This is a genomic window from Ornithinibacillus liuyingii, from assembly GCF_055550225.1.
On record NZ_JBPWOS010000002.1, the window covers coordinates 247,649 to 273,407 of the forward strand.

A 25,759-nucleotide genomic window follows, 5' to 3' on the forward strand; every position below is an offset into this window, starting at 1 on the left:
AAGTCGCGCGAGAACCCAGAGTCCGCGCGAAAATCCCGAGAGGTCGCGCGAAAACCCCTGAAGTCACACGAAAACTCCCATCCCCCACACAAGATTACCAAACCCAAGCTAGGCTAACCCCTAGCTTCTTTATATTTGTTGACTTGTAAAGCCTTTCAATGGTTAGAATGAAGGTAGAATAAAAATTCACTTAAAAGGAGATCTATCACCATGTCCCAACAGAGTATTGTATTTTTTGATATAGACGGTACATTATTAGATCACGATAAGAAATTACCACGTTCGACGAAGGAAGCAATTCAGGAGTTACAAAGAAAAGGGCATATTGTCGCCATTGCAACGGGGCGTGGACCATTTATGTTTAAAAATCTACTGAACGAATTAGGGATCAACACGTATGTTAGCTATAACGGGCAATATGTCGTGGTCGAAGGAGAGGAAGTCTACACCAACTCTTTACAGATGCCCACATTAAAGAACCTGACCGACCAAGCTTTAGCTAATGGGCATCCAGTTCTCTTTATGGATCCTGACGGTATGAATGCTAATGTTCCAGAACATCCACATATAACGGAAAGTATTAGTGAATTAAAAATAGGCTTACCTAGTTATAATCCACATTACTATGAGGATAATGCTATTTTTCAATCACTTTTATTCTGTGTGGAAGAGGAAGAGCAGCAGTATATAGATGCTTTCCCAGAGTTTGACTTTGTCCGCTGGCATCGCCTCAGTACCGATGTATTGCCAAAAGGTGGATCGAAAGCATATGGAATTGAAAAAGTAATGGAGAAATTACATATTCCTGAGGAAAATAGATATGCATTTGGTGATGGGTTAAATGATGTAGAAATGCTTACCAAAATTCCTAATAGTGTAGCAATGGGAAATGGAGTGGAAGAAGCCAAGAACGCTGCAAAATATGTGACCAAGTCTGTTGATGAAGATGGAATTCTACATGGGTTGAAAATGGTGGGATTGTTATAAGTGAGAGTACTGTATTATTTTATATTACAGTAAGATGCTTACCATGTTATGATAGGTGTAACGTTATAAATAAAGGAATGTCTAAAATGAATTTTGTATCGATCGATTTTGAGACAGCGAATGAAAAGCGTCATAGTCCTTGTGCCGTCGGGATTGTGATTGCCGATGAGAAGGAAATACTAGATGAATATTATAGTTTAATCAATCCGGAAACTTATTTTAATCCATTTAATATACGTGTACACGGTATTGTAGAAGAAGATGTATTGGATGCTAGGACGTTCTCTGAGATTTGGCCAACATTAGAAACCTACTTATCAGGTAATCTGGTTGTCGCACATAATGCAAGCTTTGATATGAGTGTCATTCGCCAATCATTGGATAGAGACAGCATGACATATCCGGAATTAGATTATCTTTGTACAGCAAACATTGCCAAGTACGTCTGGCCAGAGCTAGAAAATCATAAGTTAAACACACTGGCAGCTCATCATGGCTTCGCTTTAAATCACCATAATGCATTAGAGGATGCACGTGTAGCGGCAAAGGTGATGCAAAAAGCAATGGAATCCGTAGAATCCAATTCAATTGAAGCCTTTTTGAAGCAATGTCAGATTACAAAGGGTAGAATTTTTGAGAGAGGATATTACCCGCCGAAAGTGAAACGGACACAAAAGAAAAAACCTACAACCTTATATTTTTAGATAAACTACTAGGGGAGATACAGCTAAACAGTCGCTGTATCTTCTTTTTTATTATGCAAAATTTATGAAGTTTATTTTAACAGTATTCATTGCGCAATAATTAGATATCCAAACTCAAATAGTGTATTCTTTTGTTAAACATAATTTGGTAATAACAGGAGGTTTTTTCATGAATAAGAAACGCTGGTTTGCGCTACTTGTGGCAGTTGTATTATTTATCCTTTCCATAGGATTTCAGCTCGTAACAAGTGTTGCAAGTACAAATTTTGAACAGTTGTTTGCTTTTCCGGAGAGTAAATTTAAAGAAGAGGTAGTGGAAACAGGAACAAATGGAAAAATTGTAGTATTACAGCTAGATGGTGTGATTCAAGATACAACACCAAGTACGCTTTTAAATACTACATCCTATAACCATCGTAAATTTTTAGAAATGATTGAAGAGGCTGGCAGTGACCCTAGTGTCGATGGTATCATTCTTCGTGTAAATACACCTGGTGGTGGAGTCGTAGAGAGCGCGGAAATACATGATAAAATCGTAGAGATCCAAGAAGAAACAGAAAAGCCTGTTTATGTATCAATGGGTAATACGGCTGCATCTGGTGGCTATTACATTTCAGCACCTGCAGATAAAATCTTTGCTCATCCAGCGACCTTGACTGGTTCAATTGGTGTCATCATGCAAGGGTATGATCTGTCTGGTTTAACAGATAAACTTGGCATTGAATTTAATACTATTAAAAGTGGTGAGTACAAGGATATCATGTCTACTTTCCGTGAAATGACGGATGATGAAAGAAAACTATTGCAGGCAATGATTGATGATATGTATGCCGACTTTGTTCAGGTGATTGTGGACGGTAGGGATATGTCAGAAAATCAAGTTCGGGAGCTTGGTGATGGTCGCGTGTACACTGGTAGCCAAGCAAAAGAAAATGGATTAGTTGATGAGCTTGGAACGCTAGAGGATACAATTGAAATTATGAAGGAAGATCTAGGGCTAACGAATGCAAAAGTGGTTCGATATAATAATGCTGTTGGTTTTGAGCAATTTTTAGGAATGTCTGTTCAAAGCTTATTTGGTAAAGATCAGGAATTGGTTAACATGCTACAGATAGTCCAGGAATCAAATACACCAAGAGCAATGTACCTATACTCAAATTAAGGAGGGCCAACGATGAGCGAAGCAAGTTTAAGTTATCAACATGCTGCATCAAGTTCGGAGCAACGTTTTGCCGGCTTTTGGATGCGGTTTTGGGCATATGTCTTAGATATAGTGGTTATCTCCAGTTTGAATGGTATTCTGCTGTCTCCTTTTAAATTTGTGAATGATGGAATTGCCATTAGTATTGGATTATGGACTGTAACAGGGTTAATAGCTTCGATTGTCTACTTTGCCTATTTTCTATTCATGACGAAATTTTTTGGGCAAACAATAGGAAAGATGATCTTAGGAATTAGAGTAATTCGTGAGGATGAACAATCTCTCAAATGGAGCGACGTCTTTTTCAGGGAGGTCATTGGACGATTTATTTATCGTGTGTTTTCCATCCTAATGGTTCTCTATATTATTGTTGGTTTCACCGAAGAAAAACAAGGATTACATGATATGATTGCAAGTACGAGAGTGGTTTTTGATAGGTAATGAGAGACACGGGGGATAATCCCGTGTCTCTTTCCATTTTTAATAATCCATTTCTATTGCTTTTGTGGCGTTCACCATATCATTTTCTAAAAGCCTTTCGATGTCATATGAAGGGTAAAAACTATTTTCATACATGAAATAAAATACATCGGCGTGAGTTTTTATCGCGTTTTGTAGGTGTCTCGCTAATGTTTCTCGTACTGCTGGTGTTGCGGTTTCTGTAATGGCAATGGCATAGTTGCGAACTGAGGTTTTCGCGAATGCTAGAAGATCCCCAGCATAGAATCCCGTATCTAATTCGTGATGACTGCTTTGATCAGCTCGCGGTGCCAGAGCATAAAATTGCAGAAGTTCTCGAAGATTTCTTTCTAAGCCTTGAATCGTGTTCTGGTATAGCGTCCGAAGTCGTGGGTCTTCAACACTCCCAATTGCCTTTTTTAATTTCATTAATCCTACTGATTGAAAAGCTACTAATTCATGTATTTCCAGTGTTTCATGCCAAGCTAAGTGCTGAGGCTGTCTGTCCATAGGTGTTTCCATCGTATTTCCTCCTAGTAAGTAGTCATTTTAACTATATTCAGGTATAGAGGAGGAGGAAGCTTGTTAGGCCTAATATAGGCGAATATCATGATTAGTAATGGAAGGCTTCTCTATCAATTAGATCAGTCGGTAAGGCACTAATTTCTTCCATTGATTTCTCATATGTTTGAAATCGATTAAGCCAATAGGAATATCTAGGACATAGGAAACTAGTTGATCGGAAAGAGATGAGCCCAAACAAAAGGAACATGCGCCCTTTAGCATACACTCAACCTAAATACATAACTCTATTTCACTATCCTGGAGTTTTTAAGATGCTGTCCCTTCATTCAACCACCTAAAATTATTGAACTACACAGTAACATAAATTGATACAACTCGTGAGTTTAATCGTAAAGTCGAATTAAGACGATTAGGGTAAAGTTTTGTAAAGTATATTGCTTCTGACAATTATCTGAATTAAAATAATTAATAGAATTTTATATACAGAAAAGTCATCAAACTATTTGGAGGAGTTGTCAGGATGAGCACTGATTCAAATGTACTTGATGGACTGAAACAATTATTAGAACGTGTACGGAGAAATACATTAGGAGATTTATTAGCGAGGACAAGGGAAAGGATGCCGGAAAAATTTGCACTTGCTTATCGGGATAAACGACTGAATTATCAAGAATTAGATAATATCGTAAATCAAACAGCACATGCTTTCCGGGAAAATGGTATGAAAAAGGGCGATATGATAACCGTTATGTCTAAGAATAGTTTAGACTTTGTGATTGTTAATTTTGCCCTTGCAAGAATTGGAGCCGTAATGATTCCAATTAATTATATGCTGACAAAGGATGATGTGACATTTATCATCAATCACGCTAATGTAACTGGATTAATTGCATCGGAAGAGTATGCAGCAATTTTGGAGCATGCTTCGGTTGGTAGAGAGATCTCTTTTCGATACATTATGGATTTGGACGAAGGGGAAATAGTAGACGAAAGGTTTGAAGATTGGACATCGTTACGTGATATTCGTGAAGGAAAACCGACAGATTTTGTTGATGCGGATTTGTCTGATGATGATTTGGCACATGTTTTATATACAAGTGGCACGGAGTCAAAGCCAAAAGGAGTTATGCTTACACATAAGAGTATCATCAGTGAATATGTGAGTTGCATTATAGATGGGAATATGGATGAGGGGGATGTATTGGTTCATGCCCTGCCAATGTATCATAGTGCCCAGTTACATGTTTTCTTAGGCCCAAGTATATACTTAGGTTCAAGTGGGATTATTTTAGATGGAGCAAGTCCAGACATAATTTTACGAACAATTGAAAAGGAAGGAGCAACACAGCTTTTTTGCCCGCCTACAGTATGGATAGCCCTTCTAAGGCATCCGGAATTTGATAAGCGGGATTTGTCTACCTTGGAGAAGTGTTATTATGGTGCAGCGATTATGCCAAAGGAAGTGTTAAAGGAACTGGCAGAACGACTACCCAATGCCCGCTTCTGGAATTTCTATGGACAGACAGAAGTTGCCCCGTTGGCCACTGCATTACAACCAGAAGATCAATTACGTAAACTTGGATCAGCTGGAAAACCTTCACTAAATATCCAAACAAGAATCCTGGATGACCATGATCAAGAGGTTCCGCGTGGTGAAATTGGTGAAATTGTTCATCGTACACCTCATGCGATGAAAGGCTACTTACATGATCCGGAAAAAACTGCAGAAGCATTCCGTGGTGGGTGGTTTCATAGTGGCGACCTTGGTGTGATGGATGAGGAAGGTTATATAACGATTATTGACCGAAAAAAAGATATGATTAATACAGGCGGTGTCAATGTTTCTAGCCGGGAAGTTGAAGAGATGATCTATCAACTTGAAGGTGTTTCCGAAGTTGCTGTTATTGGTATATCAGATAAATATTGGATAGAAGCAGTAACAGCCATTATTGTTCCAAAAGAAGGGGCAAGACTTACCGAGGAATCGGTTATTGAATTTTGCCGTTCTAAGCTATCCAAATTTAAAGTACCAAAATATGTTGCTTTTACAGAAGGATTACCAAAAAATCCAAGTGGAAAAGTATTGAAACGCGAATTACGGAAAGAGTATGAGGGACTAGGAGCAGAGTAATGGTTATTTCAAAGCATAGCTATAGTTAATGGCTGTGCTTTTTTTGTGGTGTCCATTAGTAAAATTGATTTGAAAGCAGATGCGCCCGGTTGGGAAGCAGATGAGCCCAAACCAGAGAAAGATGCACCCACCTCGGAAGCAGATGAGCCCAAACCAGAGAAGATGCGCCCGCCCGAGAAGCAGATGAACTCAAACTAAAGAGAGAAGCACCCACCCCTCCAAGCAGATACCCCACCCTAAAGCAACCTGCATCTCCCTACTTAATATCTCCACCCTCAAGTAGGATAAAACCCAACAATTTAGAAATACTACCTAGTGGAGGTGTCCTTTATGCCAGAAAAAAGTGATAACTGGAGTAAAAAGCGTGTTACATCAAGTGTTAACCCACAAGGATTGACTGAGGAAACTGCCAATCACCGTCCTAAATCTGTATTGGAAGATCGGACAAAGAAGAAGAATACGAAGATTTAATAAAGCAGGTGATGACAATCGACCATACATTAAAGTACTTACTTGAATCAGTATCTAACTATGAAGAAAGCGAGCTAAGTCAGTCTATTTATCAAAAACTAAAGCATAATCAGTATCAAAACGAAAGAGCATTTGTTGATGATTTAGATGATAAGGAGATCCAGTATTTAGATCAAATACTGGAACGTGAAATTAATTATGCTGAAAATGTTCAAGATGATATTCGTGTGCAACAACTTCGCGAAGTATATGAATTAATCTTTTAAAATATGCTAGGAGTTTAAGCCTATTTTTGTTCAATTGGATGATATTGACATTGATTATTCATCGTGAACGTAGTAATATAATTACACAAGCTACGATGTACGTATTTTACTAAGTTTTAACCTCTAAATAGATAATAGGGAGTTTTACATTGAAGCTCTAATGTCGAGCCGCCATAGTGTAGCGGAAGACAGGAAGGTTTCTGCAAACACCCACTTAGTGAAGTGGTGGTTTAAAACTTTTTATTACAAATACGGCATTTGTGGCTGCTGAATATGCCAATTAACTGACCAGTTTCCGAGAGGAGGCTGGTCATTTTGCTTTTAAATAATGGTGACACGGTTGGGTAAAATCTGCTTTGTAATCCAATCGTCAATTAAATGATTAAAGAATGTCGGGTCTGCTAAAGAGATGCCGTGGCCAATTTTAGGAATTACAATTCCGGTAGCATTTGGATTGGCATGGGTTAATTCACTTGCAGATTTGCGCATGATTTTCTTTTCCTTTTCACCAACCGTAACTAATATTTTTCCGCCAGCCTTATAAAAATCATTAGGGATACTAAAGGACATATTTTCTTGCATCACTTGAATAAAGGTATGAAGACTAGTTTCTGAACTATCTTGATAGTATAGATCCAATTGATTTTCTTTTATGTATAATACTTTTGCTTGGAGCTTAGCGAATGATTTCCACTTTACTAGAGGAAAGGATAGCTTAAAGAGAGGCATTGTTAGCTTAGCGCTATAGGGCATTGGCTTCGTTAAAGCACTGTTTATTATGGCATAGTTAATTAAGTGGGGTTGTATGCTAAGCATTCTGACAAGAACTTGTGCACCTAGTGAAAAGCCAATTACAATGATTGGTTTATCGTTCTTTTTTTCATTAATTAATTGTATGAGCCTCTGCGCACTATCATCTATAGAAAACGAATCGTGTTTGCTCTTGCCATGCCCTGGTAAGTCTGGAACTAAGCAATGGTACTTTGTAGTAAAATATTTCACTTGCTCGTCCCACATCCATCCACTTACTCCTCCACCATGAAGAAACATCATTAGTGGGGAATTCTCTACATAATATTCTTTATAATTCAAATGACTTCATCTCCTCACTGCGATACTAAGTAAATTTTAACATAATTCAAAAATAAGGGTATAAGTAAATGTTTTCAAAAAGTATTTGCTTTATGTATTTTTAATTATTCTTCATATTATTTATGATGAAAGTATGGAGGGGAGGGATTGGTATGGATTTTCACTATGAGCAGCTTGATCATGTGCAGTTAGCAGCTCCTAAAGGTGGAGAAGAGAAGGCTCGATTGTTTTATCGAGATTTACTAGGATTTTCAGAGGTAGAAAAGCCTGATAACTTAAAGGGCCGGGGTGGTGTTTGGTTCACCAATGGTATGATTCATCTTCATATTGGGATAGAAGAGCCGTTTTTGCCTGCACGAAAGGCACATCCCGCCATTCGTGTAAAGAATATTGAAGCGATGAAGCATTATCTCGATCAGAAAAATAGAGCATATATCGTGGATGACCATTTGCCAGGTGCAAACAGATTCTATTTAGATGACCCTTTTGGGAACCGATTAGAATTTCTTGAATGGATTTAAAAGTAAGGGGTTTCTCCTTTTAATAGGGAGAAACCCCTTCTTCATGGTAAAATTGTAAGAAAAATATCATTTCAGGGGGATTTCAATTGAAGAGAAAAATAAGTATTGCGTTGGGCAGTATTGTTGGGATTGTAGTGATTGGTTTACTAGTAGGTGGGAATTATTTCTATAGTGAAGGGATTAAACGAGGTACCGATATCGAATTACATAGTGAGCCTGAAAGTGTGAATGCAAGTGCAAGTGAAACAGCGTTGGCTATTTTAGAAGAAGCGGAGAAGTGGTATGCAGAGCAGGAACAAGAAGTCTTGCAAATCACATCCTATGATGAGTTGGTATTAAAAGCCGGTTACCTAGAAAACGATAGGAAAACTGGAAAAGCGGTCATTCTTGCTCATGGTTATCGTGGGAATCGAGATCATATGGATGATTTGGTCAAGTTTTATTATGATCAAGGCTTTGATGTATTATTGCCAGATGCGAGAGGTCACGGGGAAAGTGAAGGCGATTATGTGGGATATGGCTGGCATGACCGGTTAGATTATGTGCAGTGGATTAACTTATTAGTAGAACAGTATGGAGCAGAGCAAATCGTTTTACATGGTAATTCCATGGGGGCGTCCCTAGTTCTCATGACTAGTGGAGAAGAGCTTCCTGATGAAGTAAAAGGAATTGTTGCTGATAGTGGATATACGACAGTAAAAGAGGAGCTAAAGCATCAATTAAAGCACTTATATCATCTTCCAGCGTTTCCAATTTTAGATATTACAAGTATGATTACTAAGGTGAGAGCTGGTTATTTCTTTGGGGAAGCATCTGCGATTGACCAGGTGAAGAATAATACGAGAGACCTATTCATTATACATGGGGATGCAGATGAGCTAGTTCCGACCGAGATGGCATATGAATTGTTTGAAGCTGCTGGTGGGGATAAAGAGCTGTGGATTGTGCCTAATGCTGGACATACAAAGGCTTATAATGTTGCAACCGAGGAATTTCAAGATCGTTTACAACAATTTCTAGACAAGGCATTAGAAGAAAATACAAATCATGAGAACCATGAGTGATCGATGGGAGATTCCAAGTATGAAAAAAACTGCGGTACTCTTATATCCACAATTTAGTGAATATGAACTAAGTGTAGCATTATCGGTACTTATGCAAGGAAGTAAGCCAGTGCTAACCGTAGGGATGACGAATCAGCCAATAAGTGGAGAAGCAGGGTTAACTTGTATTCCCGATACAACTATTTATGATGTAACAATCGATGAAGTGGACAGCTTATTATTACCTGGCTGTCTGGATATTGGGGCATTAGCAGAGGAGCAAAGAGTAGTAGATTTTATTATGCGAATCGCGAAAGCTGATACAATAATCGCAAGTATATCTAGCTCACCATATTTATTAGCAAAAGCAGGTATTCTAAAAGGAAAGAAATATACGGTAGGACTACCCAAGGATAAATTAGGAGAGCTGGGTGTCTTTGAAACGGAAAATTACTCAGATAATGTAGTGGTTCAAGATGGAAATACGATTACGGCAAGAGGAAGGGGCTTTATAGAGTTTGGGATTTGTTTAGGAAAAGCTCTACATCTTGATTTCAATGAAAATTGGTATCGAAATACCTAGTACGTCCAGACAATTGAGAGATTTCAAGGAGCGATACGATGCTGAATAAACAAGTTAGATTAGCCACAGTAAAGGATGCGATAGCGCTTTCCCGGTTGAATCATCAGTTTAATGGTGGGGAAAAGATAGATCCTGAAATAATCAAGGAATGCCTGCATGCTGGTAATGAATTAGTCGTAGTCGCAGTAGTAAATGAGCAAGTAGTGGGCTTTGCATGTGCTCAGAGCTTTCAAACCTTTTGTTATCCAAGCAGTGTTGGAGAAATTACCGAAATGTATGTAGAAGAAACAGCACGGGGAATGGGATTAGCGAGTTCTATGATTTCATTATTGGAAAAAGAGCTTCTACACCGTGGTATCCAATCGATTAAAATAATTACGGGTAAAGATAATGACCGGGCTATTAAAACATATCAAAAAAGTCAATACCTCCTAGAGGATGTTGTTGTATTGGAAAAGGAATTATAATATAAAAAGAGAAGCAGTTATGATTAAGTAGTTCTGATAATGTGGAACTACTTAGGTTTTAATAGCTTCTCTTTTTCCATTTTACATTAATTAATTCCATTACCGTATCCATCATTTCTTCTGATACAGTATAAATTGTATGTGTATCATCTGTATTCATCAAGCTGCTTTGTTGGCCTTCTTTGCCGATCCATAAATGAAAATGTTGCTTGTTATTACTTGTATCAATGACTTCTATATAATAGTTAGGGTTAGCCATATTTACGATAGCTTTTTCCTTTTTAGCACCTGAAATTATTTGCTTTAATTTCTCCAGCTTTTCAGCTTCTTCCAAAACAATTGGACTGGCATTTTTTGCTTTTGAAAAACTAATCGTTGCAATGTCAGAATTTAAAATTAAAGGACTAACATCCTTGTGTTGTATTACTGTATTAATTATTTCTGCTTGATTTGCGCTGTTATTTTCTGTTTGGCAACCAGATAGAATACTCGACAATACAGGAAAACCTAAGAGTAAAATTATTTTTTTCATCTACGCTCCATTCCTCTCAGTCAATGTTACTGATAAGACGGAGAAAACTTCTTTCATGTTTCATAAATATAGCATCCTTGTCCTCTTCGTTGTTACAACGATAGAGAACTAAACACCGTTTGGATGCTTAGCAAATGTATTAATCTTTACTACTCTTCTTGCACAGCGTTAATGTTAAATTTCCTCAATTCCCGTACGACTCTCGAAATGGGTAATCCTACCACGTTATAATAGTCGCCGTTTATTTTCTTCACTAAAGCAGCACCTTGACTTTGGATACCGTAAGCTCCTGCTTTATCATAGACATCCTTAGTTGCGATATAAGCATGGATCTCACCTTCTGTTAACGGCCAAAATTCTACCATTGTTTTTTCCACAAACGAAACTACTTTTTCCTGTGAGCGGATGGTTACGCCAGTATATACGTCATGTACATTCCCGCTTAAACGTGAAAGCATCTCATATGCTTCTTCGTGATGATTCGGTTTCCCATAAATGTTCCCTTCGAAGGCTACTACTGTGTCTGCTGTTAAAATTACCTCACTCGAATCAATAAATGGCACATGCTTCGCTTTATGTAAGGAAAGCTGTTCCGCTCTTAATGCCGGATTGTCCGTTTGAATGACAGATTCATCCACATCCTGTTTCCTTATAACAAATGGAATGTTTACTAGTTCTAGTAGCTCTTTTCTCCGAGGCGAAGTAGATGCTAATACTAATGAATGGTTCATTGACTTCCTCCGTATACATCTGACATAATTTATTATATAGAAAAGTATACTAGATTGGATGCTTATTGTGAAAGGAACGAGAATTTATACCTATACATATAGTAAGAACTTTGTTAATTTAAATTAGTAAACAGTTAAAATAAATTAGGAATAGGAGGGTCTAAATGGAGACACAACAAACAAACGGGAAAGCTGTTGCAGCATTAGTGCTAGGTATACTATCGATTGTAATCCCATATGTAGGACTAATACTTGGTATAATTGGAATTATTTTAGCTAATAGTAGTTATAAAGAAATTGCTGTTACCCATGAAGGTGGGCGTGGACTAGCAACTGCAGGATTAGTAACTAGCATTATCGGAGTTGCATTATACGGTCTTCTTTTTATTTTTATTATCTTTGGTATTGCTTTATTTTCTGTATCCTATTACTAAAAGCGAGAGATCACGTTATCGTAACGATGATCTCTTTTTTAGTTTATCGTGATATAGCCATTTGCTAAGATAGGGGAACTAATTGTTTCGTAAATATGCTATAATTGCTATTTAAAATCCAGAATATTTACTTTATACTGGATTACATATAATAGGGGGAATGGGAATGACTCGAGTCTTGTTTTTTGCTTACCCGATGTATGCTGATTTTGAAATTGCTCATACGTTATTCTTTTTAAGAAAGCTTGGGAAAGCTTGCGTGGTCACAGCAACAATTGATGGGGAAACGGTTGAAAGTCTAGGGGGAATTGTAACCAATCCAGGGCTAGCCATTGCGGATGCAAACCCTAATGATTATGATTTAATCTTAATTTCTGGTGGGGATGGTGTATCCCAAGTGTTGGAAGACAATCGGATCCAGAACTTTCTCCGGGAAGCAAATAGTATTCAAAAACCGATAGCCGCCATTTGTGCGTCGGCAACCCTGCTCGGTAAAGCCGGTTTATTAAAAGGGAATATTTTCACTTGTACCCCGAATACATATGAAGTGTTTAAGGACGTATTTGCAGATGCGGAATATACGGGTGAAAGACTAGAAGTACGGGATAGTCTTATTACTGCAAAGGGGACTGCATTTCCAGAGTTTACCTTAGCGGTGATGGATCAGCTACAATTATGGAGAAATGATGAACAACGGGAAAGTGCACGGTTATTTTGTAAGGGAGAAGTATAACAGTATGGCACAAAAAATTGTTGGATTACCACCGGTTATCAATCAAACATCTAGGGTGTTAATTGTAGGCTCCATGCCAAGTGTTTTATCACTGGAGAGCAAGGAATATTATGGGAACCCTCGTAATCATTTTTGGAAGATAATCTACGGTTTGTTTGATGGAAATCCAGATTCTAGCTATGCGGATAAACTGACCTTTCTTAGGGAGAAGCATATTGCGCTTTGGGATGCAATTGGTGCTTGTTATCGAGAAGGGAGCTTAGATTCATCGATTCATGGTGAGGAGCCTAATGATCTTCCAGGTCTCATTCAAGCATATCCTTCCTTACAGTTAATGGCATGTAATGGTACCAAGTCATTTAACACGTTAAAGAAGTACTTTTCTCCAGAGTCTTTATCGAATATCCCAGTAATCAAACTACCTTCTACTAGCCCGGTTCCTGGTCGTTATAATAAACAATTGCATGAAAAGATGGAAGAATGGAAGCAAATCATTGCTTATCTTGAGGAAAAAACGTAATTTTCAAAAAAGTGTTGTGCGTAGCATATCTCATTCTGTATAATTGACTTTGGGAGTGTCGTAGCTAAAGAGGGGAGAGTCGTAAGCGGCAACTTACGACTCAGACAATTGCGTAGGCTGCGGCGACTTCCTATCTTGGTGAAAAAGGTAATTATCCTGGTTCCTTACAAAGTGACAGGGTGATTACTTTTTTTCACGACTGTTCACAACTAACAATACTAGTGTTGAGAACATTAACATTAACTCAAGAGTTTTTTCAATTGGAATCACAAGCTTCAGCCCCTTTCCTGGGGAATTTTTTATGAAGCCGCCGTTAGTAACTCCAATATTCTGATCGTCTCACGCCTAGCGTATTGTCCCCCTCATTATACTACATCGGAAGGGCTCTCGTATCGCGATAATTACGAAATGGTAAAATATTCTTAGAATTTAGTTTGTTGTGGCAAAATACCTATGAATTGTCGATTATTTAGATAATGTTGTGAAAGGGACGAAGGAACGAGATATGATTGTTACTATAGGGAGGAGCTTGCTCGACACGAATATACTTGCAAGGCGTAGTGAATTGTAGAACCACGCCTTTTTTTGTTGTATTTGGGGAACAAATACTAAATTCACATTTACACGCATCAAATGAGTAGCCAGGTATTATCTCTCTAAATGCGAAATTTAGCAAAATATAGAACTATACTATGATAGAATATAATCAAAATTATATGCTAGGAAAGTAGGGTGTTATGAAATACTTCTGGGGTAGGTTTATTGTATTTGTCTTACTTTGGACCTATTTGATCATTCAATATAGTACCAATAGTTGGGTTAGCATTTTGTGTTTTGCTGGAGCGATGGCCAGTTTCTTCTTTCTATCATTAAAAAAAGTACCGATTTATGTGTACATCCTGTTGTCATTTATTATTTTCTTACATGGGCTACTTATAGCAGAAGAGAATCTAATAACAATCATCCTATTAGTTTATATTTCTATGATCGCATCTTTTCGGTTGCGCGAGAAAAAATTAAAGCTATATATCCTGATGAATTTGCTTATATCGATTTTACTTAGTTATCTTCAAATGAGTCATGTAGTAGCGATTATGGTGATGGTTGTATTTTTGTATTTCCTTATTCTATCCATTAATCAATACGTCACGATGTTACAAGAACAGCGTAATCTTTATGAAGAATTACGTAGTGAATATCGTAAGCTAAAAAGATTGAATCTACTTGCAGAAGAAGCTGCGCGTGTTGAGGAAAGGAACCGAATTGCACGTGATATCCATGATTCAGTTGGACATCGACTAACAGCTTTAATTATGAAACTGGAGACATTAGCCATCCAGACGAAAAATGAAGATTATCGTGAGTTGAAAAAGATGGCAGAGGATAGCTTAGGAGAGACAAGACAGGCTGTGAAAACACTCCAGGCAGAAGAAAGCGAAGGAATTGCAACAGTCGTACATCTTATTCGTAAGCTTGAAGCGGAAAGTCAAATCGTTGTTCAGTTCACCATTAAGCAGGGTGTACTTACTGTTCCGTTATCAAATGATCATAGTGTTGTCTTATACCGGGTGCTCCAAGAAGCCCTCACCAATGCGATGAGACATGGTTATTCTAGAGAAATCCATGTCGTATTAGGTAAATCTGCAATTGGAGATGTCACCTTTGAAATATCGAATGCCGTTTATGAGGTAAAGCCATTTACATTCGGCTTCGGTCTAACCAATATGAAAAAGAGATTAGAACAGATTGGTGGACGACTCGATGTGTATCAGAAAGAAAATCAATTTTACGTATCCGGAATTATTCCATCGGAGTAGGAGGACAATCATATGTGGCGGGTATTATTAGTGGAAGATCAAGCAATTGTAAGACAGGGATTAAAGGTTATTCTAGAACAAGACGAGCATATTAAGGTGACACATGAAGCGGAAAATGGTGCGGAGGCAATAGCTATTCTTGAAAAATATGCGATTGATTTTATTATGATGGATGTTCGCATGCCAATTATGAATGGAATTGAAGCAACTAGAGTGATTAAACGTAAGTGGCCAAATATTAAAATATTGATTCTAACTACCTTTAATGATGATGAATATGTAGTAGAAGCATTGAAAGAGGGAGCAAATGGTTTCTTATTGAAAACAGCCGATTCAACAAAGCTATTAGAAGCAGTCCATAGCTGTATGAATGGTGGGTTAATGCTACATGATGAAGTCGCAGCTAAAGTAATGCCCCGTTTACTTCAAAAACGTACCAAAGAAACGGTAAAAGTTGATTTATCACCACGGGAATTAACGATTACTAGATTAGTCGGCGAAGGAAAAACAAATAAAGAAATTGCCGATGAACTCTTTCTTTCAATTGGTACTGTGAAAAATCATATTACCCAGATTTTGCAAAAGACAGATTTGAGAGACCGTACCCAGCTTGCGATTTTTGCGGTAAAGCATGAACTGTAGCAATCATTCATAAAGTTGTACTATCTTACACTAATGTCCAGCATTCCTATCCATTATAATGAGGGAAAGAACCTAAATAAGAGGTGTTCGACATGCTTTCCATCATGTTAGAGGAATTTCCGTTTGCGTCTCTTTGGAATACAGGAATATTTCTGTTTATTGCGTTTGCCGCTGTTATCTATCTATTTTTATTGCCACAGGAGAAGAAGCATTCCTGGTGGAAGAGTGTTTGCTTTTTCCTTGGATTAATGGTCCTATTTATCGCGACAGGGAGCCCAATTAATATTATCGGACGAATTCAGTTTAGCGTTCATATAATACAAGTCGTTCTACTTTGCGTGATTGTACCGCCTTTATTGTTACTTGGTATGAAACGTACTATACTAGACCGAGCACTACGGAATAAATGGGTTACTAAAATAGTGTCTTTCCTTGTGAAACCTTATGTAAGCATTAGTGTATTTTTCTTAACCTTATACATATATCACCATCCACCGATCTTTGATAAAGCTCGTGTGGACCTATATGGGAATTACTTTTACCTGTTAGCTCTATTTGCTACCGCTTTACTATTATGGATACCAATTATTCGAGAAAGCGATTGGACAAGGACACTTATTTATCATGTCGTATGTATAGGAATGATTGTTCCGCTTGCTGGGATTCTACTATTTTCAAAGGAAATCCTATATCAAGCATACACGGATTTGACAACTTTTACACAAGCATTGGAAGTATGCTTGCCGGCAGGGGCCGAATTATCTCCACAGTTAGTATTGCAACTATTACCGTTTGAGCCAGTTGCAGAGCAACAGCTAGGTGGGAGGATATTGTTCGCTTCTGTTCTAGTTGTATTTACCGTGTCATCTATTATTAAACGACAAGTTATAAAAAAAGTGTAAGAAAGTAGCTCTCGGTTTCGGAAGCTACTTTTTTGTAAGTGCCGAAATGTCTAAGTTGGTAAGATGGGATCACAATCATGTAAAGAACTCGCAATGAAATACATGTATCCAAATGGTAGTGTGAAAGCTAAAAGGCATATCAAAATGTCTACACCCCCCCATCGACCCAAAATTTCACGTTTCTCTCTTAAAAAAGTGACTCAAGTCATACCTCAATAATTTCTTTTCATGACTCCAGGTAGTATGTAAACTGGAGCTTTTCTCGTATTCTAAATTTAGGAGGGGAATCAAATGATCGAATTGGTGAACTTAACGAAACGATTTAAACAGATTGAAGCGGTAAAGAACTTAAATTTATTTATAGAAAGAGGTGAGATTATCGGACTTCTTGGTCCCAATGGTGCTGGTAAATCAACAGCAATCTCGATGCTGTCGACATTAGTAGAGCCTACCAGCGGGGATGTCCTTTTCGAGAACAAAAGTATTGTCAAGAATCCTAGCAGCTTCCGAAAGATAGTAGGCATTGTACCACAGGAGATTGCTCTATATGAAGATCTATCAGCGGAGGAGAATCTTTATTTCTTCGGAAGGATCTATCATTTGCGTGGTAAGAAATTAAAACAAAAGGTCGATGAAGTATTGGAGCAAATTGGACTAACCGATAGACGTAAAGACATTGTAAAGAAATTTTCAGGTGGAATGAAACGACGGTTAAATATCGGTGTAGCCATGCTTCACGACCCAGAAGTGATTATTATGGATGAACCGACTGTTGGGATTGATCCGCAATCCCGTAATTATATTTTAGAGACGGTTAAACGGCTAAATCAAGAAAGAAAAATGACCGTATTGTATACGAGTCATTATATGGAGGAAGTAGAGCTGTTATGTGACCGTATTTACATTATGGATAAAGGAAATCTAATTGCATCTGGTACAAAGGATGAAATTAAGAAAATCTTATCCAACGAGAATACGATATCCATTAAGGCGGATCGATTTAGTGAGGGATTTCTTACTGCGTTACGAGAACATCCATCTGTAACGAGTGTGACAGTAGGAGAAAAAGAAGTGCTCGTTATCGTACCAAGATCGGTTCGCATGTTTTCCGAGGTCATTCAAATAGCAGAGAAACACGGAATCGAACTACACTCTGTCGATAACAAAGCCCCTACTTTAGAGGATGTATTTTTACACCTTACTGGCAGGGCATTAAGAGATTAGAGGGGGGAATAGGATGCTGTGGAATATTATTAAAAAGCAAGGTCTCATTATCTTAAGAAACCCTCAAGAATTATTATTACTTCTTGCGCTTCCGGTATTACTTATTACGATTCTATCCACTGCGTTAGGTAATTGGATAAACGGGGAGAGTCAGCCAATAACACTTCAAGTGGCGTTTTTGGAACATGAAGCGGAAGAGGTGCAAGTTGAACGGTTTTTGCAGGATATGGAGAAGGTACTTCCACCTGATGTATTGGAACAGATTCGTACGAACATCGATCATATGGCACCGATTAATCTACTAAAGGAATCGGTCTTGGAAAATGAAACAGTCCAAGAGTTTATTAAAGTAGAGTATATTAATCCCTCTGAGCGTGAGCGAGTCTTAGCAGATGATTCGTATACTTCGTTAATTGAAGTGCCTGAGAATTTTACGTATGATACGCTATCCAATTTAATTGGAAATAAGGATGAACAACCCGCATTTCTCATTATACAAAATGAAGGGCATCAATCTGGTGTTTCGATTATCCATCGTATTTTGCAACAATTTCAAGAGCAAATGACGTTAGGGAAGTTTGTTGAGGATAATCAATTGGATATGGAAACATTGCAGTTAGATGAAGAAAGTATAAAAAGTGAGATCGTAACAATCAATGAAAAAGAACCTGTCACATCCCAGGCTTATTATACGTTAGGTATGGTATTAATGAACGTTTTGTTTATAGCAAGTGCTATCGGTTCTATTGCGTATAACGAAAAGAGAATGCATGTATTAGATAGAATTATTGTAGCTAATGTATCAAGATGGGTGTATTTTCTTGGTATATGGATTTCTGGAACGATGTTTGCGTTTATCCAGGCTATTATTATCTTTACGTTTTCGCGATTTGTATTTGGTGTGACATGGCCAGGATTAACGGGATTTTTACTAGTAACGTTGGCCTTTTCTCTTGCGGTAGGTGGTGTTGCAGTTCTATTAGTTTCTTTGAGCTTCCGAGGAAATTCAGAATCGATTATCCATATCTTCTCCGGTATTATAGTCACGGTATTCGCTGTTTTAGGTGGTAGCTTTGCACCTGTTGGTGAATTTTCTAAAACGATTCAGTTTATCGGAAATCTAACCCCAAATGGTGCTAGTATGACAGCATATTTGACTATATTACGGGGGGAAGAGCTTGGTGCAATAGGGAATCAGCTAATCTATTTAGTATGCTTTGGGTTAGCGGTCGTAGTAATTGCAATTTTATGTTTTCCGAAGAGGGGGGTATCTTCATGATTGGAATCTTAAACGCGAAGCTAAAGCAGTTTATCCGTGCTCCGTTTACATTTTTGATGTTTACTGGCATGTCGATCGTCTTTGCCCTTATCTTTGGTGGATCAACGGGCCCAGGCAATATAACGGTTCCGGTCTATGCAGAACATAATGTGGACGCTTCTATAATAGAATTTTTGGAATTGGAAGAATCGATGAAATTTATCTGGGTGACAGAGGATGAACTAAAAGAGATGGTTTCCGATGGGAAGAGTGAATTAGGTGTTGTTTTAAAGGAAGAGGACTTTCAAATTGTTGTCGGGGTAGATTCCTTTAATACAGGGCTAATTGAACGCACTATTCGCTCTGCTTATTTAGATAAACGTTTGCAAGAACAGCTTATCAAGCAGAGTGGTCTAACATCAAAAACGGAGCAAGAAGCATTCGTAGAAACGATGAAGCAGGAATTAAGTGAACCGATTTTTTCTATCGAATCAACAAGTTTTCGTGGGGAAGGCGCGTTTGTTTATAATAGTAACCTACATCACATATTTGGTTTTTCCTTATTCTTTGTTATTTATACGATTGCTTATAATGTAATCTCCATCTTATTGGAAAAAAGAGAGGGGATATGGGACCGAATGATTTTATCCCCGGTGAAAAAGTGGGAGATGTATGTTGCGAATTTAATTTATAGCTTTATTACCGGCTATATCCAAGTGGCTATCACATTTTCGGTATTCCGGTATATTGTCGGAGTTGACTTTAATGGACGATTTGTTGAAACATTATTACTGTTAATTCCTTATGTATTTGCCATTGTTGCACTCTCTCTTTTAATTACAGCTATTGTAAAGAACATGCAGCAATTTAATGCTATACTACCGATTATTTCAGTTAGTATGGCAATGATTGGTGGGGCATATTGGCCAATTGAGATTGTGGAGTCGAAGTTATTATTAACCCTGGCGAAAGCTGATCCGCTTTATTATGGGATGCAGGCTCTAGAAGGCATAGTGGTGTATGGCTATCCGCTGTCAGAGGTTTTAATACCAGTTAGTGTTTTAGTATTAATGGGTGTAGGGATGATGGGAATTGGCATCCATTTAATGGAAAGAAGACATATTTAAATCAAAATAAATGGAATCGATGATACGATAAGTCACTCGCTCCGGAAATATACATTGCTCTAACAGGCAGATGGTGAGCCTAGCTGTCCTTATTTCTATAAGGCATTTACCGATGTCGCTTTTGGAGTATAGGTATAGTTCCGGAGCTAATTTTATGTAGATAACTTCAATGTATGTTCTCTCCTATAGCCTTTTTTGAAAAATAATGTGTAATCCTGGTGTTGTTACAAATATCTACCAAAAAGAATTTTAAATTTTTTGTAAAAATTTCTAGTATAATAGTATGATAGACAACAAGAGTAAACTCTAGGGGGAAATATGGTGAAGAGAAAGATTATAAAGGGCTTAGCTGGACTATTTATTATTTTATTCATTATAGATGTTATCGCTAGTTTTTATTTTTATGATTTAGCGATAAGTCGAGGACCAAAGGATTTCTTAAGTGGGAATAAGGACCTTGAAGTGTCTGCTGAAACGATGGACGTGCTACTAGAAGGTGGCTGGCGTGATTGGGTAGCTGACCAGGAGTTTGAATATATGGAGATGACGTCACGGGATGGTTTATTACTTCAAGGCTATTTCCTTGAGGCTAAAAAACCGACGAATAAGCTTGTTATCGCTGCTCATGGGTATTTAGGCCGTGGAAGTGATATGGGCTTATATGGCCAGTACTATTATGAGGAATTAGGGTATAACTTCTTTACTGCTGATTCACGAGGTCATGGCAAAAGTGAAGGTAATTACTATGGATTTGGTTGGCCGGACCGATTAGATTATGTCGATTGGATTCAGTTATTGATTAATAAGTTAGGTCCGGATACGGAAATTATCCTTCATGGATTATCAATGGGAGCTGGCACGGTTCTAATGACAGCAGGGGAGGAGCTACCGGATAATGTGAAAGTAGTGATTGCTGATAGTCCGTATACAAGTGTACATGATTTGTTCTCCTACCAGATTGATAGAATGTTTAATCTTCCTGCTTTTCCCTTTATTCATTCTACAAGTCTTCTAACGAAAGCACGAGCTGGTTATTCATTTAAGGAAGCTTCTGCACTAGAACAAGTGAAAAAAGCAAAGGTGCCTATTTTATATATAACAGGGAATGGTGATACCTTTGTTCCGACAGAAATGACACATGAGCTCTATGAACATACGAAAAGTAAGGCTGAGCTAGTGACCTTTGACGGGGCGAACCATGGCGAGTCGTTTGTCATGGATGAGGCGAGGTATAAACAGGTATTGAATACGTTTCTTAAGGATAATTTAGATAATGAATAGGTAATGAATATGATAAAGAAGCGTAAAAAGGCGAGTGTCTCTAATTTTCTACGAAGACACTCACCATATTTCATTTCAACATGCTATTTTACAAATACTTGTCAAACCAGCGTAAAATATGATTTAAACGTTCAACACGCATTTCTGGTTTTCCACTACGACTTAGTTCATGGTTAGCACCTGGGAAGCGAACGAATTCTACTTCTTTTTTCAAATGTTTTAATGCTACAAAGAACTGCTCCCCTTGCTCAATTGGGCAACGGTAATCTAACTCACCATGCAAAATTAATAGTGGAGTTTCTACCTTATCTGCATATTTTAAAGGCGAGATATCCCATAATGCTTTAGGGTCGTCTAGTAAATCATAGCCGTGCTGCCATTTGTTGAAGAAGTAACCAATGTCACTTACTCCATAGAAGCTAAGCCAGTTACTAATAGAACGCTGTGTAACTGCAGCTTTGAATCGATTAGTGTGACCTACAATCCAGTTCGTCATGAAACCACCATAGCTTCCTCCTGTTACGCCTAGTCGTTCTTGGTCGATAAAATCATAAGTCTCTAGTGCATAATCCACGGCAGACATAACGTCACCGTAATCGCCACCACCATAGTCACCACGACAAGCATCAACGAATTTCTGACCATAACCATGGCTTCCGCGAGGATTCGTATACAAGACAACATAGCCTTGAGCTGCTAGTAACTGCATTTCGTGGAAGAAGGTTTGTCCATACATAGCATGTGGGCCACCATGAACCTCTAGTACTAATGGATATTTCTTTCCTTCCTCAAATCCATAAGGACGCAACACCCAACCATGAATATCCCAGCCGTCTTTCGCTTTAAATGTAATGCTTTCAGGAACGCTCGTTGCAACGTTGTCTAAAAATTCGCGGTTTGCATCTGTTAGCTGTTCTACAGTAGCTTTTGAATCTAGTAAATAGAAATTACATGGAACAGTAGGTGTGCTCACACCGATAACAAAGCTTTCATTTGTTGGATGATAGCTGAAACCAAATACATGGCTGTCTGCTTGATATAAGCTTTTTAATTCTCCAGTTAAGCTGACTTCATAAAGATTGACAGCACCATTATCTGATCCAATGAAAAATACTTTATTCTCATCACTTGACCATACTGGACCACCTTCTGAACCGCCTAGACGAGTGTCACCTACCATTAAATCGCCAAGCTGGAAGTCCCAGTCTTCACTTAGACATACTGTTTCTTTCGTTTCAACATCATAGACATATAGCTCTGTTAAAGTAGCATTTAAATACTGTTGTTTATGTCCAAGATAAGCAATCTTATTTCCACTTGGAGAATATTTTGCTGTGTAGTAAGCACCGTCACCGTCCGTTAGTCGTGTAATAGCTTTTGTAGCTGTATCTAAGAGATAGATATCGCTTTTTAGCTCGTAATCCGATTCTTCACTTAGATTAGCAGAGAATAAAATGGTTGAGCCGTCTGGAGAAATATCTTGATAGCTGTAGTGATGGTCACCTTCTGTTAATTGGGTGAAGGTTTCTTTTTCCACGTCATAAAGAACAATATGAGCTTTCTTATCATCAAGGAATCCTTGTGCATCAGATTTATATTTTAGATTCGTAACATGAAGTGGTTGTTTACTTTTTTCTTCTTTTTCTTTTTGGAGTTCTTCCTTTGACAGTTCATTTTGATTGGCAACATCGTCATCTTTGTCTAATGAAGCAGTGAATAGGATTGATTTTCCGTCTTTGGACCATTCCGCATTGACAGCACCATTCTTAAAGGTTGTAAGCTGCTTTGCTTCACCACCGTCTAAAGGAAGTAGCCATAATTGTGGTACGCCACTTCGGTTGGATTGGAATAGCACCTTCGTTCCATCCGGAGAAAAACGGGGGTTGCTATTTTTATGGTGACCGAATGTCCATTGTCTAGCTGTTTTCTCGTTTAGGTCTTGAACAAATAGATTGGATTCGTATTCTTTTTTATCATTGATTGTAGTTGAAACATAAGCATATGTAGTTCCATCAGGAGCAAACTGTGGATCACTAAATACTTCCAAGCTCATAAAATCTTCTGTCGTGATTGCGCGTTTTGTCATTGATTAAACCTCCGATTTGTAAATTGGATTTTTTTGCAGATGGAATATTTCGAAAATTAATCATCTGCATAGGGCTAACTAGAGTATTGTCAACAGAGAAGACGAATACTTATTTCCCATTTTAAACTACTTCGGGTTTCGAAGCAATTGCGAATTGCTAGTTTGGTAGTTTTTGTTGTAACCAATCCGTTAATTGTTTTCTATTTTCAAAAATATGGATATCTTTGTTCGTTAAATTTGCTAATCTTTTATACATTTTGGGTGCTTTATTTTTGTTGTAATCTTTTGTCCAGCGGATAAAGTCTAAGTTTAATCGCTCATGACAGCCTTCTGCCATGTCTGGTCTTGTCCGATTCCGATATTGAATTCTTCTTTTCGTTATCCCATATAATGTACGTAGGGTTGAGTAGTTTAAGAAAATAATCGTATCCGCATCGGCAAACCGCTTTGGTAAGGTTGCGCTATAGTTGCCATCAATGATCCAGCTATCCTGCTTTAATATTTCATCATGTTTTTGGATTAGTTCGGTATCCTCACTTGGCTGCCAGTTCGGCTTCCAATATAAGGAATCCATATGATAGACAGGGATATTAAGTTTGTCGCCAAGCTGCCTTGCTAAGGTTGATTTTCCAGCTCCCGGATTTCCTATAATGGTGATTTTCTTCATTTCGACCTCCTTATGGGTAAAATGGTGTAAAAGAAAGTAGGGCTGTCTCATTAAGGGAGTTTTCCCGGATAATAAGACAGCCGTTCATTAAGCGTTTGCTATGATGTTTTCGATTATATTGGCATCTTTCTCGTATGCTGCTTGTAGCTTTCTTGTTATTTCACCAGGCTTTCCGTCTTGAACTAGCTTCCCGTCGACCTGAACAATAGGCATAACCTCGGATGTACTGCTAGATAAGAAGAGTTCATCAGCTTCTGTAATCTCCTCTAGCGTAAAAGCTTCCTCGATAAATGGAATTGATAATTCATCGACGAATCGTTCAATTGCCATCCGAACACACCCATGTAAGATGTTGTTTGTTGCAGGATGCGTATAGATCGTGCCGTTTTTAACTAAATAAATATTCGCAGCAGAACATTCCGTTACCCGACCATTTCGATGAAGGATTGCTTCATAACAGCCATGCTCTTTTGCTTCTTGCTTAGCCATGACATTAGGTAATAGATTCAAGCTCTTTATAAAACAATTCTCCCAACGGATATCACGGTGGGTAATGACCTGAACGCCGTTTCGTAAAGCTTCTAGATTACGAGCAAGAGGCTGTACATAGGCATAGACATTTGGTTCCACATCGGTCGGGAAGACATGATCACGAGGTGCTGATCCTCTGGATACTTGCATATATACCTTTCCGTCTTCTGTTACATTGTTACGCTCTAATAATTCTAATAGTAATTTTTTTAATTCCTCTTTAGATTGCGAGAGTTTAATTTTTATAGCTTCTGTAGAACGATATAATCGATCGATGTGTTCATCTAATAAGTAGTAGTTCCCTTTGTATACTCGAATAACTTCATATATACCATCGCCAAACTGAAGCGCGCGCTCTTCAATAGGAAATTTTAAACTGTCTCGATGGATAAATTTAGCTTGTGATAAGATTACTGGAAATAAAGACAACGCTATTCCCCTCCTTAGTGATATGACTATTTTATTACTTCCTTATAGTATTGTAAATGATTGTTTTTATATAATATTCGTATTATTAAAATGGGTTAGTCTTCTATGTGGTGGGCGAGGGAACAGAGGATTAGAGGTCTGTTGCATACCGTCAAAATTCGACAATTCAGCTATAAAATTTACAGAAACTATAGAGGAAATTAAAATTTCCCTTGCATCCTGTCGAAAATGTTGCTATAATAAATTCTGCATTCACAAAACATTGTCAATATGTGTGAGTAATCACAATATACTATATACACTTAATGCGGGTGTAGTTTAATGGTAAAACTCTAGCCACGAGCGAGACTTCTACCGAATAAACTACGAGTTGCCCCGAGGAATATGCTTCCTTG

General features: G+C 38.0%; 28 protein-coding genes and 1 other RNA gene. 22 read left to right on the top strand and 7 right to left on the bottom strand.

Translation table 11 applies throughout. The annotated features are described in order from the left end of the window. Window positions 1-210 precede the first annotated feature (210 nt). From ACSKT4_RS04110 to ACSKT4_RS04125, 4 genes are all read left to right on the top strand, one after another. The gene (locus ACSKT4_RS04110) at window positions 211-987 is read left to right on the top strand and encodes a Cof-type HAD-IIB family hydrolase (protein ID WP_186869233.1); all 777 of its coding nucleotides are present in this window, start codon (window positions 211-213) and stop codon (window positions 985-987) included. Window positions 988-1,073: 86 nt separating this feature from the next. Further along, entirely contained in the window at window positions 1,074-1,691 is a 618-nt protein-coding gene (locus ACSKT4_RS04115) for a 3'-5' exonuclease (RefSeq protein ID WP_186869234.1), read from the top strand. 169 nt (window positions 1,692-1,860) lie between these two features. Beyond that, the gene (sppA, locus tag ACSKT4_RS04120) at window positions 1,861-2,853 is read left to right on the top strand and encodes a signal peptide peptidase SppA (RefSeq protein WP_186869235.1); all 993 of its coding nucleotides are present in this window, start codon (window positions 1,861-1,863) and stop codon (window positions 2,851-2,853) included. Window positions 2,854-2,865: 12 nt separating this feature from the next. Beyond that, window positions 2,866-3,333 (top strand): RDD family protein, encoded by a 468-nt coding sequence (locus ACSKT4_RS04125; RefSeq protein WP_186869236.1) that lies wholly within the window; start codon window positions 2,866-2,868, stop codon window positions 3,331-3,333. A gap of 39 nt (window positions 3,334-3,372) precedes the next feature. Here ACSKT4_RS04125 and ACSKT4_RS04130 read toward each other — a convergent pair whose 3' ends face one another. After that, window positions 3,373-3,873 (bottom strand): spore coat protein, encoded by a 501-nt coding sequence (locus ACSKT4_RS04130; RefSeq protein WP_281413781.1) that lies wholly within the window; start codon window positions 3,871-3,873, stop codon window positions 3,373-3,375. 523 nt (window positions 3,874-4,396) lie between these two features. On the opposite strand from ACSKT4_RS04130, the gene ACSKT4_RS04135 reads away from it, so the two are divergent. The 4 genes from ACSKT4_RS04135 (at window position 4,397) to ssrS (ending at window position 7,015) form a co-directional block, all read left to right on the top strand. Then, window positions 4,397-6,007, top strand: a complete 1,611-nt coding sequence (locus ACSKT4_RS04135) for an acyl-CoA synthetase (protein ID WP_465822866.1) — start codon at window positions 4,397-4,399, stop codon at window positions 6,005-6,007. Between the two features lie 330 nt (window positions 6,008-6,337). Continuing rightward, window positions 6,338-6,478, top strand: a complete 141-nt coding sequence (locus tag ACSKT4_RS04140) for a small, acid-soluble spore protein L (protein WP_186869238.1) — start codon at window positions 6,338-6,340, stop codon at window positions 6,476-6,478. An 11-nt stretch (window positions 6,479-6,489) separates the two neighbouring features. Then, window positions 6,490-6,744 (top strand): sigma-G-dependent sporulation-specific acid-soluble spore protein CsgA, encoded by a 255-nt coding sequence (locus ACSKT4_RS04145; RefSeq protein ID WP_222618997.1) that lies wholly within the window; start codon window positions 6,490-6,492, stop codon window positions 6,742-6,744. 84 nt (window positions 6,745-6,828) lie between these two features. Next, window positions 6,829-7,015: non-coding RNA, 6S RNA (ssrS, locus tag ACSKT4_RS04150), on the top strand. Between the two features lie 50 nt (window positions 7,016-7,065). On the opposite strand, the gene ACSKT4_RS04155 is transcribed toward ssrS, so the two are convergent. Continuing rightward, window positions 7,066-7,797: an alpha/beta fold hydrolase gene (locus ACSKT4_RS04155; protein WP_186869405.1), complete on the bottom strand. Its 732-nt coding sequence runs from the start codon at window positions 7,795-7,797 to the stop codon at window positions 7,066-7,068. Window positions 7,798-7,988: 191 nt separating this feature from the next. Between ACSKT4_RS04155 and ACSKT4_RS04160 the strand changes: the two genes are divergently transcribed. The 4 genes from ACSKT4_RS04160 to ACSKT4_RS04175 all read left to right on the top strand — a co-directional run bounded on the left by ACSKT4_RS04160 (window position 7,989) and on the right by ACSKT4_RS04175 (window position 10,450). Next, complete coding sequence (locus ACSKT4_RS04160) at window positions 7,989-8,357, top strand: VOC family protein (RefSeq protein ID WP_186869239.1); 369 nt, start codon at window positions 7,989-7,991, stop codon at window positions 8,355-8,357. Between the two features lie 86 nt (window positions 8,358-8,443). Next, window positions 8,444-9,421, top strand: coding sequence for an alpha/beta hydrolase (locus ACSKT4_RS04165; protein ID WP_186869240.1), 978 nt, complete (start codon window positions 8,444-8,446; stop codon window positions 9,419-9,421). A gap of 19 nt (window positions 9,422-9,440) precedes the next feature. Beyond that, window positions 9,441-9,983, top strand: coding sequence for a DJ-1/PfpI family protein (locus tag ACSKT4_RS04170; RefSeq protein WP_186869406.1), 543 nt, complete (start codon window positions 9,441-9,443; stop codon window positions 9,981-9,983). A 38-nt stretch (window positions 9,984-10,021) separates the two neighbouring features. Continuing rightward, window positions 10,022-10,450, top strand: coding sequence for a GNAT family N-acetyltransferase (locus ACSKT4_RS04175; protein WP_255488093.1), 429 nt, complete (start codon window positions 10,022-10,024; stop codon window positions 10,448-10,450). Between the two features lie 58 nt (window positions 10,451-10,508). On the opposite strand, the gene ACSKT4_RS04180 is transcribed toward ACSKT4_RS04175, so the two are convergent. After that, complete coding sequence (locus tag ACSKT4_RS04180; protein WP_186869241.1) at window positions 10,509-10,982, bottom strand: YhfM domain-containing protein; 474 nt, start codon at window positions 10,980-10,982, stop codon at window positions 10,509-10,511. 149 nt (window positions 10,983-11,131) lie between these two features. Continuing rightward, window positions 11,132-11,713 (bottom strand): Maf family protein, encoded by a 582-nt coding sequence (locus tag ACSKT4_RS04185; protein WP_186869242.1) that lies wholly within the window; start codon window positions 11,711-11,713, stop codon window positions 11,132-11,134. Between the two features lie 164 nt (window positions 11,714-11,877). Between ACSKT4_RS04185 and ACSKT4_RS04190 the strand changes: the two genes are divergently transcribed. The 10 genes from ACSKT4_RS04190 (at window position 11,878) to ACSKT4_RS04235 (ending at window position 21,651) form a co-directional block, all read left to right on the top strand. Further along, window positions 11,878-12,147, top strand: coding sequence for a DUF4190 domain-containing protein (locus ACSKT4_RS04190; RefSeq protein WP_186869243.1), 270 nt, complete (start codon window positions 11,878-11,880; stop codon window positions 12,145-12,147). 166 nt (window positions 12,148-12,313) lie between these two features. Continuing rightward, window positions 12,314-12,880, top strand: a complete 567-nt coding sequence (locus ACSKT4_RS04195; RefSeq protein WP_186869244.1) for a DJ-1/PfpI family protein — start codon at window positions 12,314-12,316, stop codon at window positions 12,878-12,880. Window positions 12,881-12,884: 4 nt separating this feature from the next. Next, window positions 12,885-13,400 carry a DNA-deoxyinosine glycosylase gene (locus ACSKT4_RS04200; protein WP_186869245.1) on the top strand — a complete coding sequence of 172 codons (516 nt, stop codon included), beginning with the start codon at window positions 12,885-12,887 and terminating at the stop codon, window positions 13,398-13,400. A gap of 737 nt (window positions 13,401-14,137) precedes the next feature. Beyond that, on the top strand, window positions 14,138-15,217 hold the full coding sequence (locus tag ACSKT4_RS04205; RefSeq protein ID WP_186869246.1) for a sensor histidine kinase: 1,080 nt from the start codon (window positions 14,138-14,140) through the stop codon (window positions 15,215-15,217). 12 nt (window positions 15,218-15,229) lie between these two features. Further along, entirely contained in the window at window positions 15,230-15,859 is a 630-nt protein-coding gene (locus tag ACSKT4_RS04210) for a response regulator transcription factor (protein ID WP_186869247.1), read from the top strand. A 92-nt stretch (window positions 15,860-15,951) separates the two neighbouring features. Next, window positions 15,952-16,761, top strand: coding sequence for a cytochrome c oxidase assembly protein (locus tag ACSKT4_RS04215; RefSeq protein ID WP_186869248.1), 810 nt, complete (start codon window positions 15,952-15,954; stop codon window positions 16,759-16,761). A gap of 291 nt (window positions 16,762-17,052) precedes the next feature. Beyond that, window positions 17,053-17,985, top strand: coding sequence for an ABC transporter ATP-binding protein (locus tag ACSKT4_RS04220; RefSeq protein WP_186869249.1), 933 nt, complete (start codon window positions 17,053-17,055; stop codon window positions 17,983-17,985). A gap of 13 nt (window positions 17,986-17,998) precedes the next feature. Then, window positions 17,999-19,264, top strand: coding sequence for an ABC transporter permease (locus tag ACSKT4_RS04225; protein WP_186869250.1), 1,266 nt, complete (start codon window positions 17,999-18,001; stop codon window positions 19,262-19,264). Then, window positions 19,261-20,370, top strand: coding sequence for an ABC transporter permease (locus ACSKT4_RS04230; protein ID WP_186869251.1), 1,110 nt, complete (start codon window positions 19,261-19,263; stop codon window positions 20,368-20,370). The genes ACSKT4_RS04225 and ACSKT4_RS04230 overlap by 4 nt, the downstream gene beginning before the upstream one ends. A 318-nt stretch (window positions 20,371-20,688) precedes the next feature. After that, window positions 20,689-21,651, top strand: coding sequence for an alpha/beta hydrolase (locus ACSKT4_RS04235; RefSeq protein ID WP_186869252.1), 963 nt, complete (start codon window positions 20,689-20,691; stop codon window positions 21,649-21,651). A gap of 88 nt (window positions 21,652-21,739) precedes the next feature. Here the strand turns inward: ACSKT4_RS04235 and ACSKT4_RS04240 are convergent, their stop codons facing one another. From ACSKT4_RS04240 to dat, 3 genes are all read right to left on the bottom strand, one after another. Then, the gene (locus ACSKT4_RS04240; protein WP_465822870.1) at window positions 21,740-23,737 is read right to left on the bottom strand and encodes a S9 family peptidase; all 1,998 of its coding nucleotides are present in this window, start codon (window positions 23,735-23,737) and stop codon (window positions 21,740-21,742) included. Between the two features lie 157 nt (window positions 23,738-23,894). Further along, entirely contained in the window at window positions 23,895-24,404 is a 510-nt protein-coding gene (locus tag ACSKT4_RS04245; RefSeq protein WP_186869254.1) for a DNA topology modulation protein, read from the bottom strand. An 87-nt stretch (window positions 24,405-24,491) separates the two neighbouring features. Beyond that, window positions 24,492-25,364: a D-amino-acid transaminase gene (dat, locus tag ACSKT4_RS04250; protein WP_186869255.1), complete on the bottom strand. Its 873-nt coding sequence runs from the start codon at window positions 25,362-25,364 to the stop codon at window positions 24,492-24,494. Window positions 25,365-25,759: the final 395 nt, after the last annotated feature.

Bases quoted from the DNA above. Each gene is read 5' to 3' on its own strand.
- ACSKT4_RS04110 (WP_186869233.1), top strand. From the start codon at position 211: ATGTCCCAACAGAGTATTGTATTTTTTGATATAGACGGTACATTATTA.
- ACSKT4_RS04115 (WP_186869234.1), top strand. From the start codon at position 1,074: ATGAATTTTGTATCGATCGATTTTGAGACAGCGAATGAAAAGCGTCAT.
- sppA (WP_186869235.1), top strand. From the start codon at position 1,861: ATGAATAAGAAACGCTGGTTTGCGCTACTTGTGGCAGTTGTATTATTT.
- ACSKT4_RS04125 (WP_186869236.1), top strand. From the start codon at position 2,866: ATGAGCGAAGCAAGTTTAAGTTATCAACATGCTGCATCAAGTTCGGAG.
- ACSKT4_RS04130 (WP_281413781.1), bottom strand. From the start codon at position 3,873: ATGGAAACACCTATGGACAGACAGCCTCAGCACTTAGCTTGGCATGAA.
- ACSKT4_RS04135 (WP_465822866.1), top strand. From the start codon at position 4,397: ATGAGCACTGATTCAAATGTACTTGATGGACTGAAACAATTATTAGAA.
- ACSKT4_RS04140 (WP_186869238.1), top strand. From the start codon at position 6,338: ATGCCAGAAAAAAGTGATAACTGGAGTAAAAAGCGTGTTACATCAAGT.
- ACSKT4_RS04145 (WP_222618997.1), top strand. From the start codon at position 6,490: ATGACAATCGACCATACATTAAAGTACTTACTTGAATCAGTATCTAAC.
- ACSKT4_RS04155 (WP_186869405.1), bottom strand. From the start codon at position 7,797: ATGATGTTTCTTCATGGTGGAGGAGTAAGTGGATGGATGTGGGACGAG.
- ACSKT4_RS04160 (WP_186869239.1), top strand. From the start codon at position 7,989: ATGGATTTTCACTATGAGCAGCTTGATCATGTGCAGTTAGCAGCTCCT.
- ACSKT4_RS04170 (WP_186869406.1), top strand. From the start codon at position 9,441: ATGAAAAAAACTGCGGTACTCTTATATCCACAATTTAGTGAATATGAA.
- ACSKT4_RS04175 (WP_255488093.1), top strand. From the start codon at position 10,022: ATGCTGAATAAACAAGTTAGATTAGCCACAGTAAAGGATGCGATAGCG.
- ACSKT4_RS04180 (WP_186869241.1), bottom strand. From the start codon at position 10,982: ATGAAAAAAATAATTTTACTCTTAGGTTTTCCTGTATTGTCGAGTATT.
- ACSKT4_RS04185 (WP_186869242.1), bottom strand. From the start codon at position 11,713: ATGAACCATTCATTAGTATTAGCATCTACTTCGCCTCGGAGAAAAGAG.
- ACSKT4_RS04190 (WP_186869243.1), top strand. From the start codon at position 11,878: ATGGAGACACAACAAACAAACGGGAAAGCTGTTGCAGCATTAGTGCTA.
- ACSKT4_RS04195 (WP_186869244.1), top strand. From the start codon at position 12,314: ATGACTCGAGTCTTGTTTTTTGCTTACCCGATGTATGCTGATTTTGAA.
- ACSKT4_RS04200 (WP_186869245.1), top strand. From the start codon at position 12,885: ATGGCACAAAAAATTGTTGGATTACCACCGGTTATCAATCAAACATCT.
- ACSKT4_RS04205 (WP_186869246.1), top strand. From the start codon at position 14,138: ATGAAATACTTCTGGGGTAGGTTTATTGTATTTGTCTTACTTTGGACC.
- ACSKT4_RS04210 (WP_186869247.1), top strand. From the start codon at position 15,230: ATGTGGCGGGTATTATTAGTGGAAGATCAAGCAATTGTAAGACAGGGA.
- ACSKT4_RS04215 (WP_186869248.1), top strand. From the start codon at position 15,952: ATGCTTTCCATCATGTTAGAGGAATTTCCGTTTGCGTCTCTTTGGAAT.
- ACSKT4_RS04220 (WP_186869249.1), top strand. From the start codon at position 17,053: ATGATCGAATTGGTGAACTTAACGAAACGATTTAAACAGATTGAAGCG.
- ACSKT4_RS04225 (WP_186869250.1), top strand. From the start codon at position 17,999: ATGCTGTGGAATATTATTAAAAAGCAAGGTCTCATTATCTTAAGAAAC.
- ACSKT4_RS04230 (WP_186869251.1), top strand. From the start codon at position 19,261: ATGATTGGAATCTTAAACGCGAAGCTAAAGCAGTTTATCCGTGCTCCG.
- ACSKT4_RS04235 (WP_186869252.1), top strand. From the start codon at position 20,689: ATGGTGAAGAGAAAGATTATAAAGGGCTTAGCTGGACTATTTATTATT.
- ACSKT4_RS04240 (WP_465822870.1), bottom strand. From the start codon at position 23,737: ATGACAAAACGCGCAATCACGACAGAAGATTTTATGAGCTTGGAAGTA.
- ACSKT4_RS04245 (WP_186869254.1), bottom strand. From the start codon at position 24,404: ATGAAGAAAATCACCATTATAGGAAATCCGGGAGCTGGAAAATCAACC.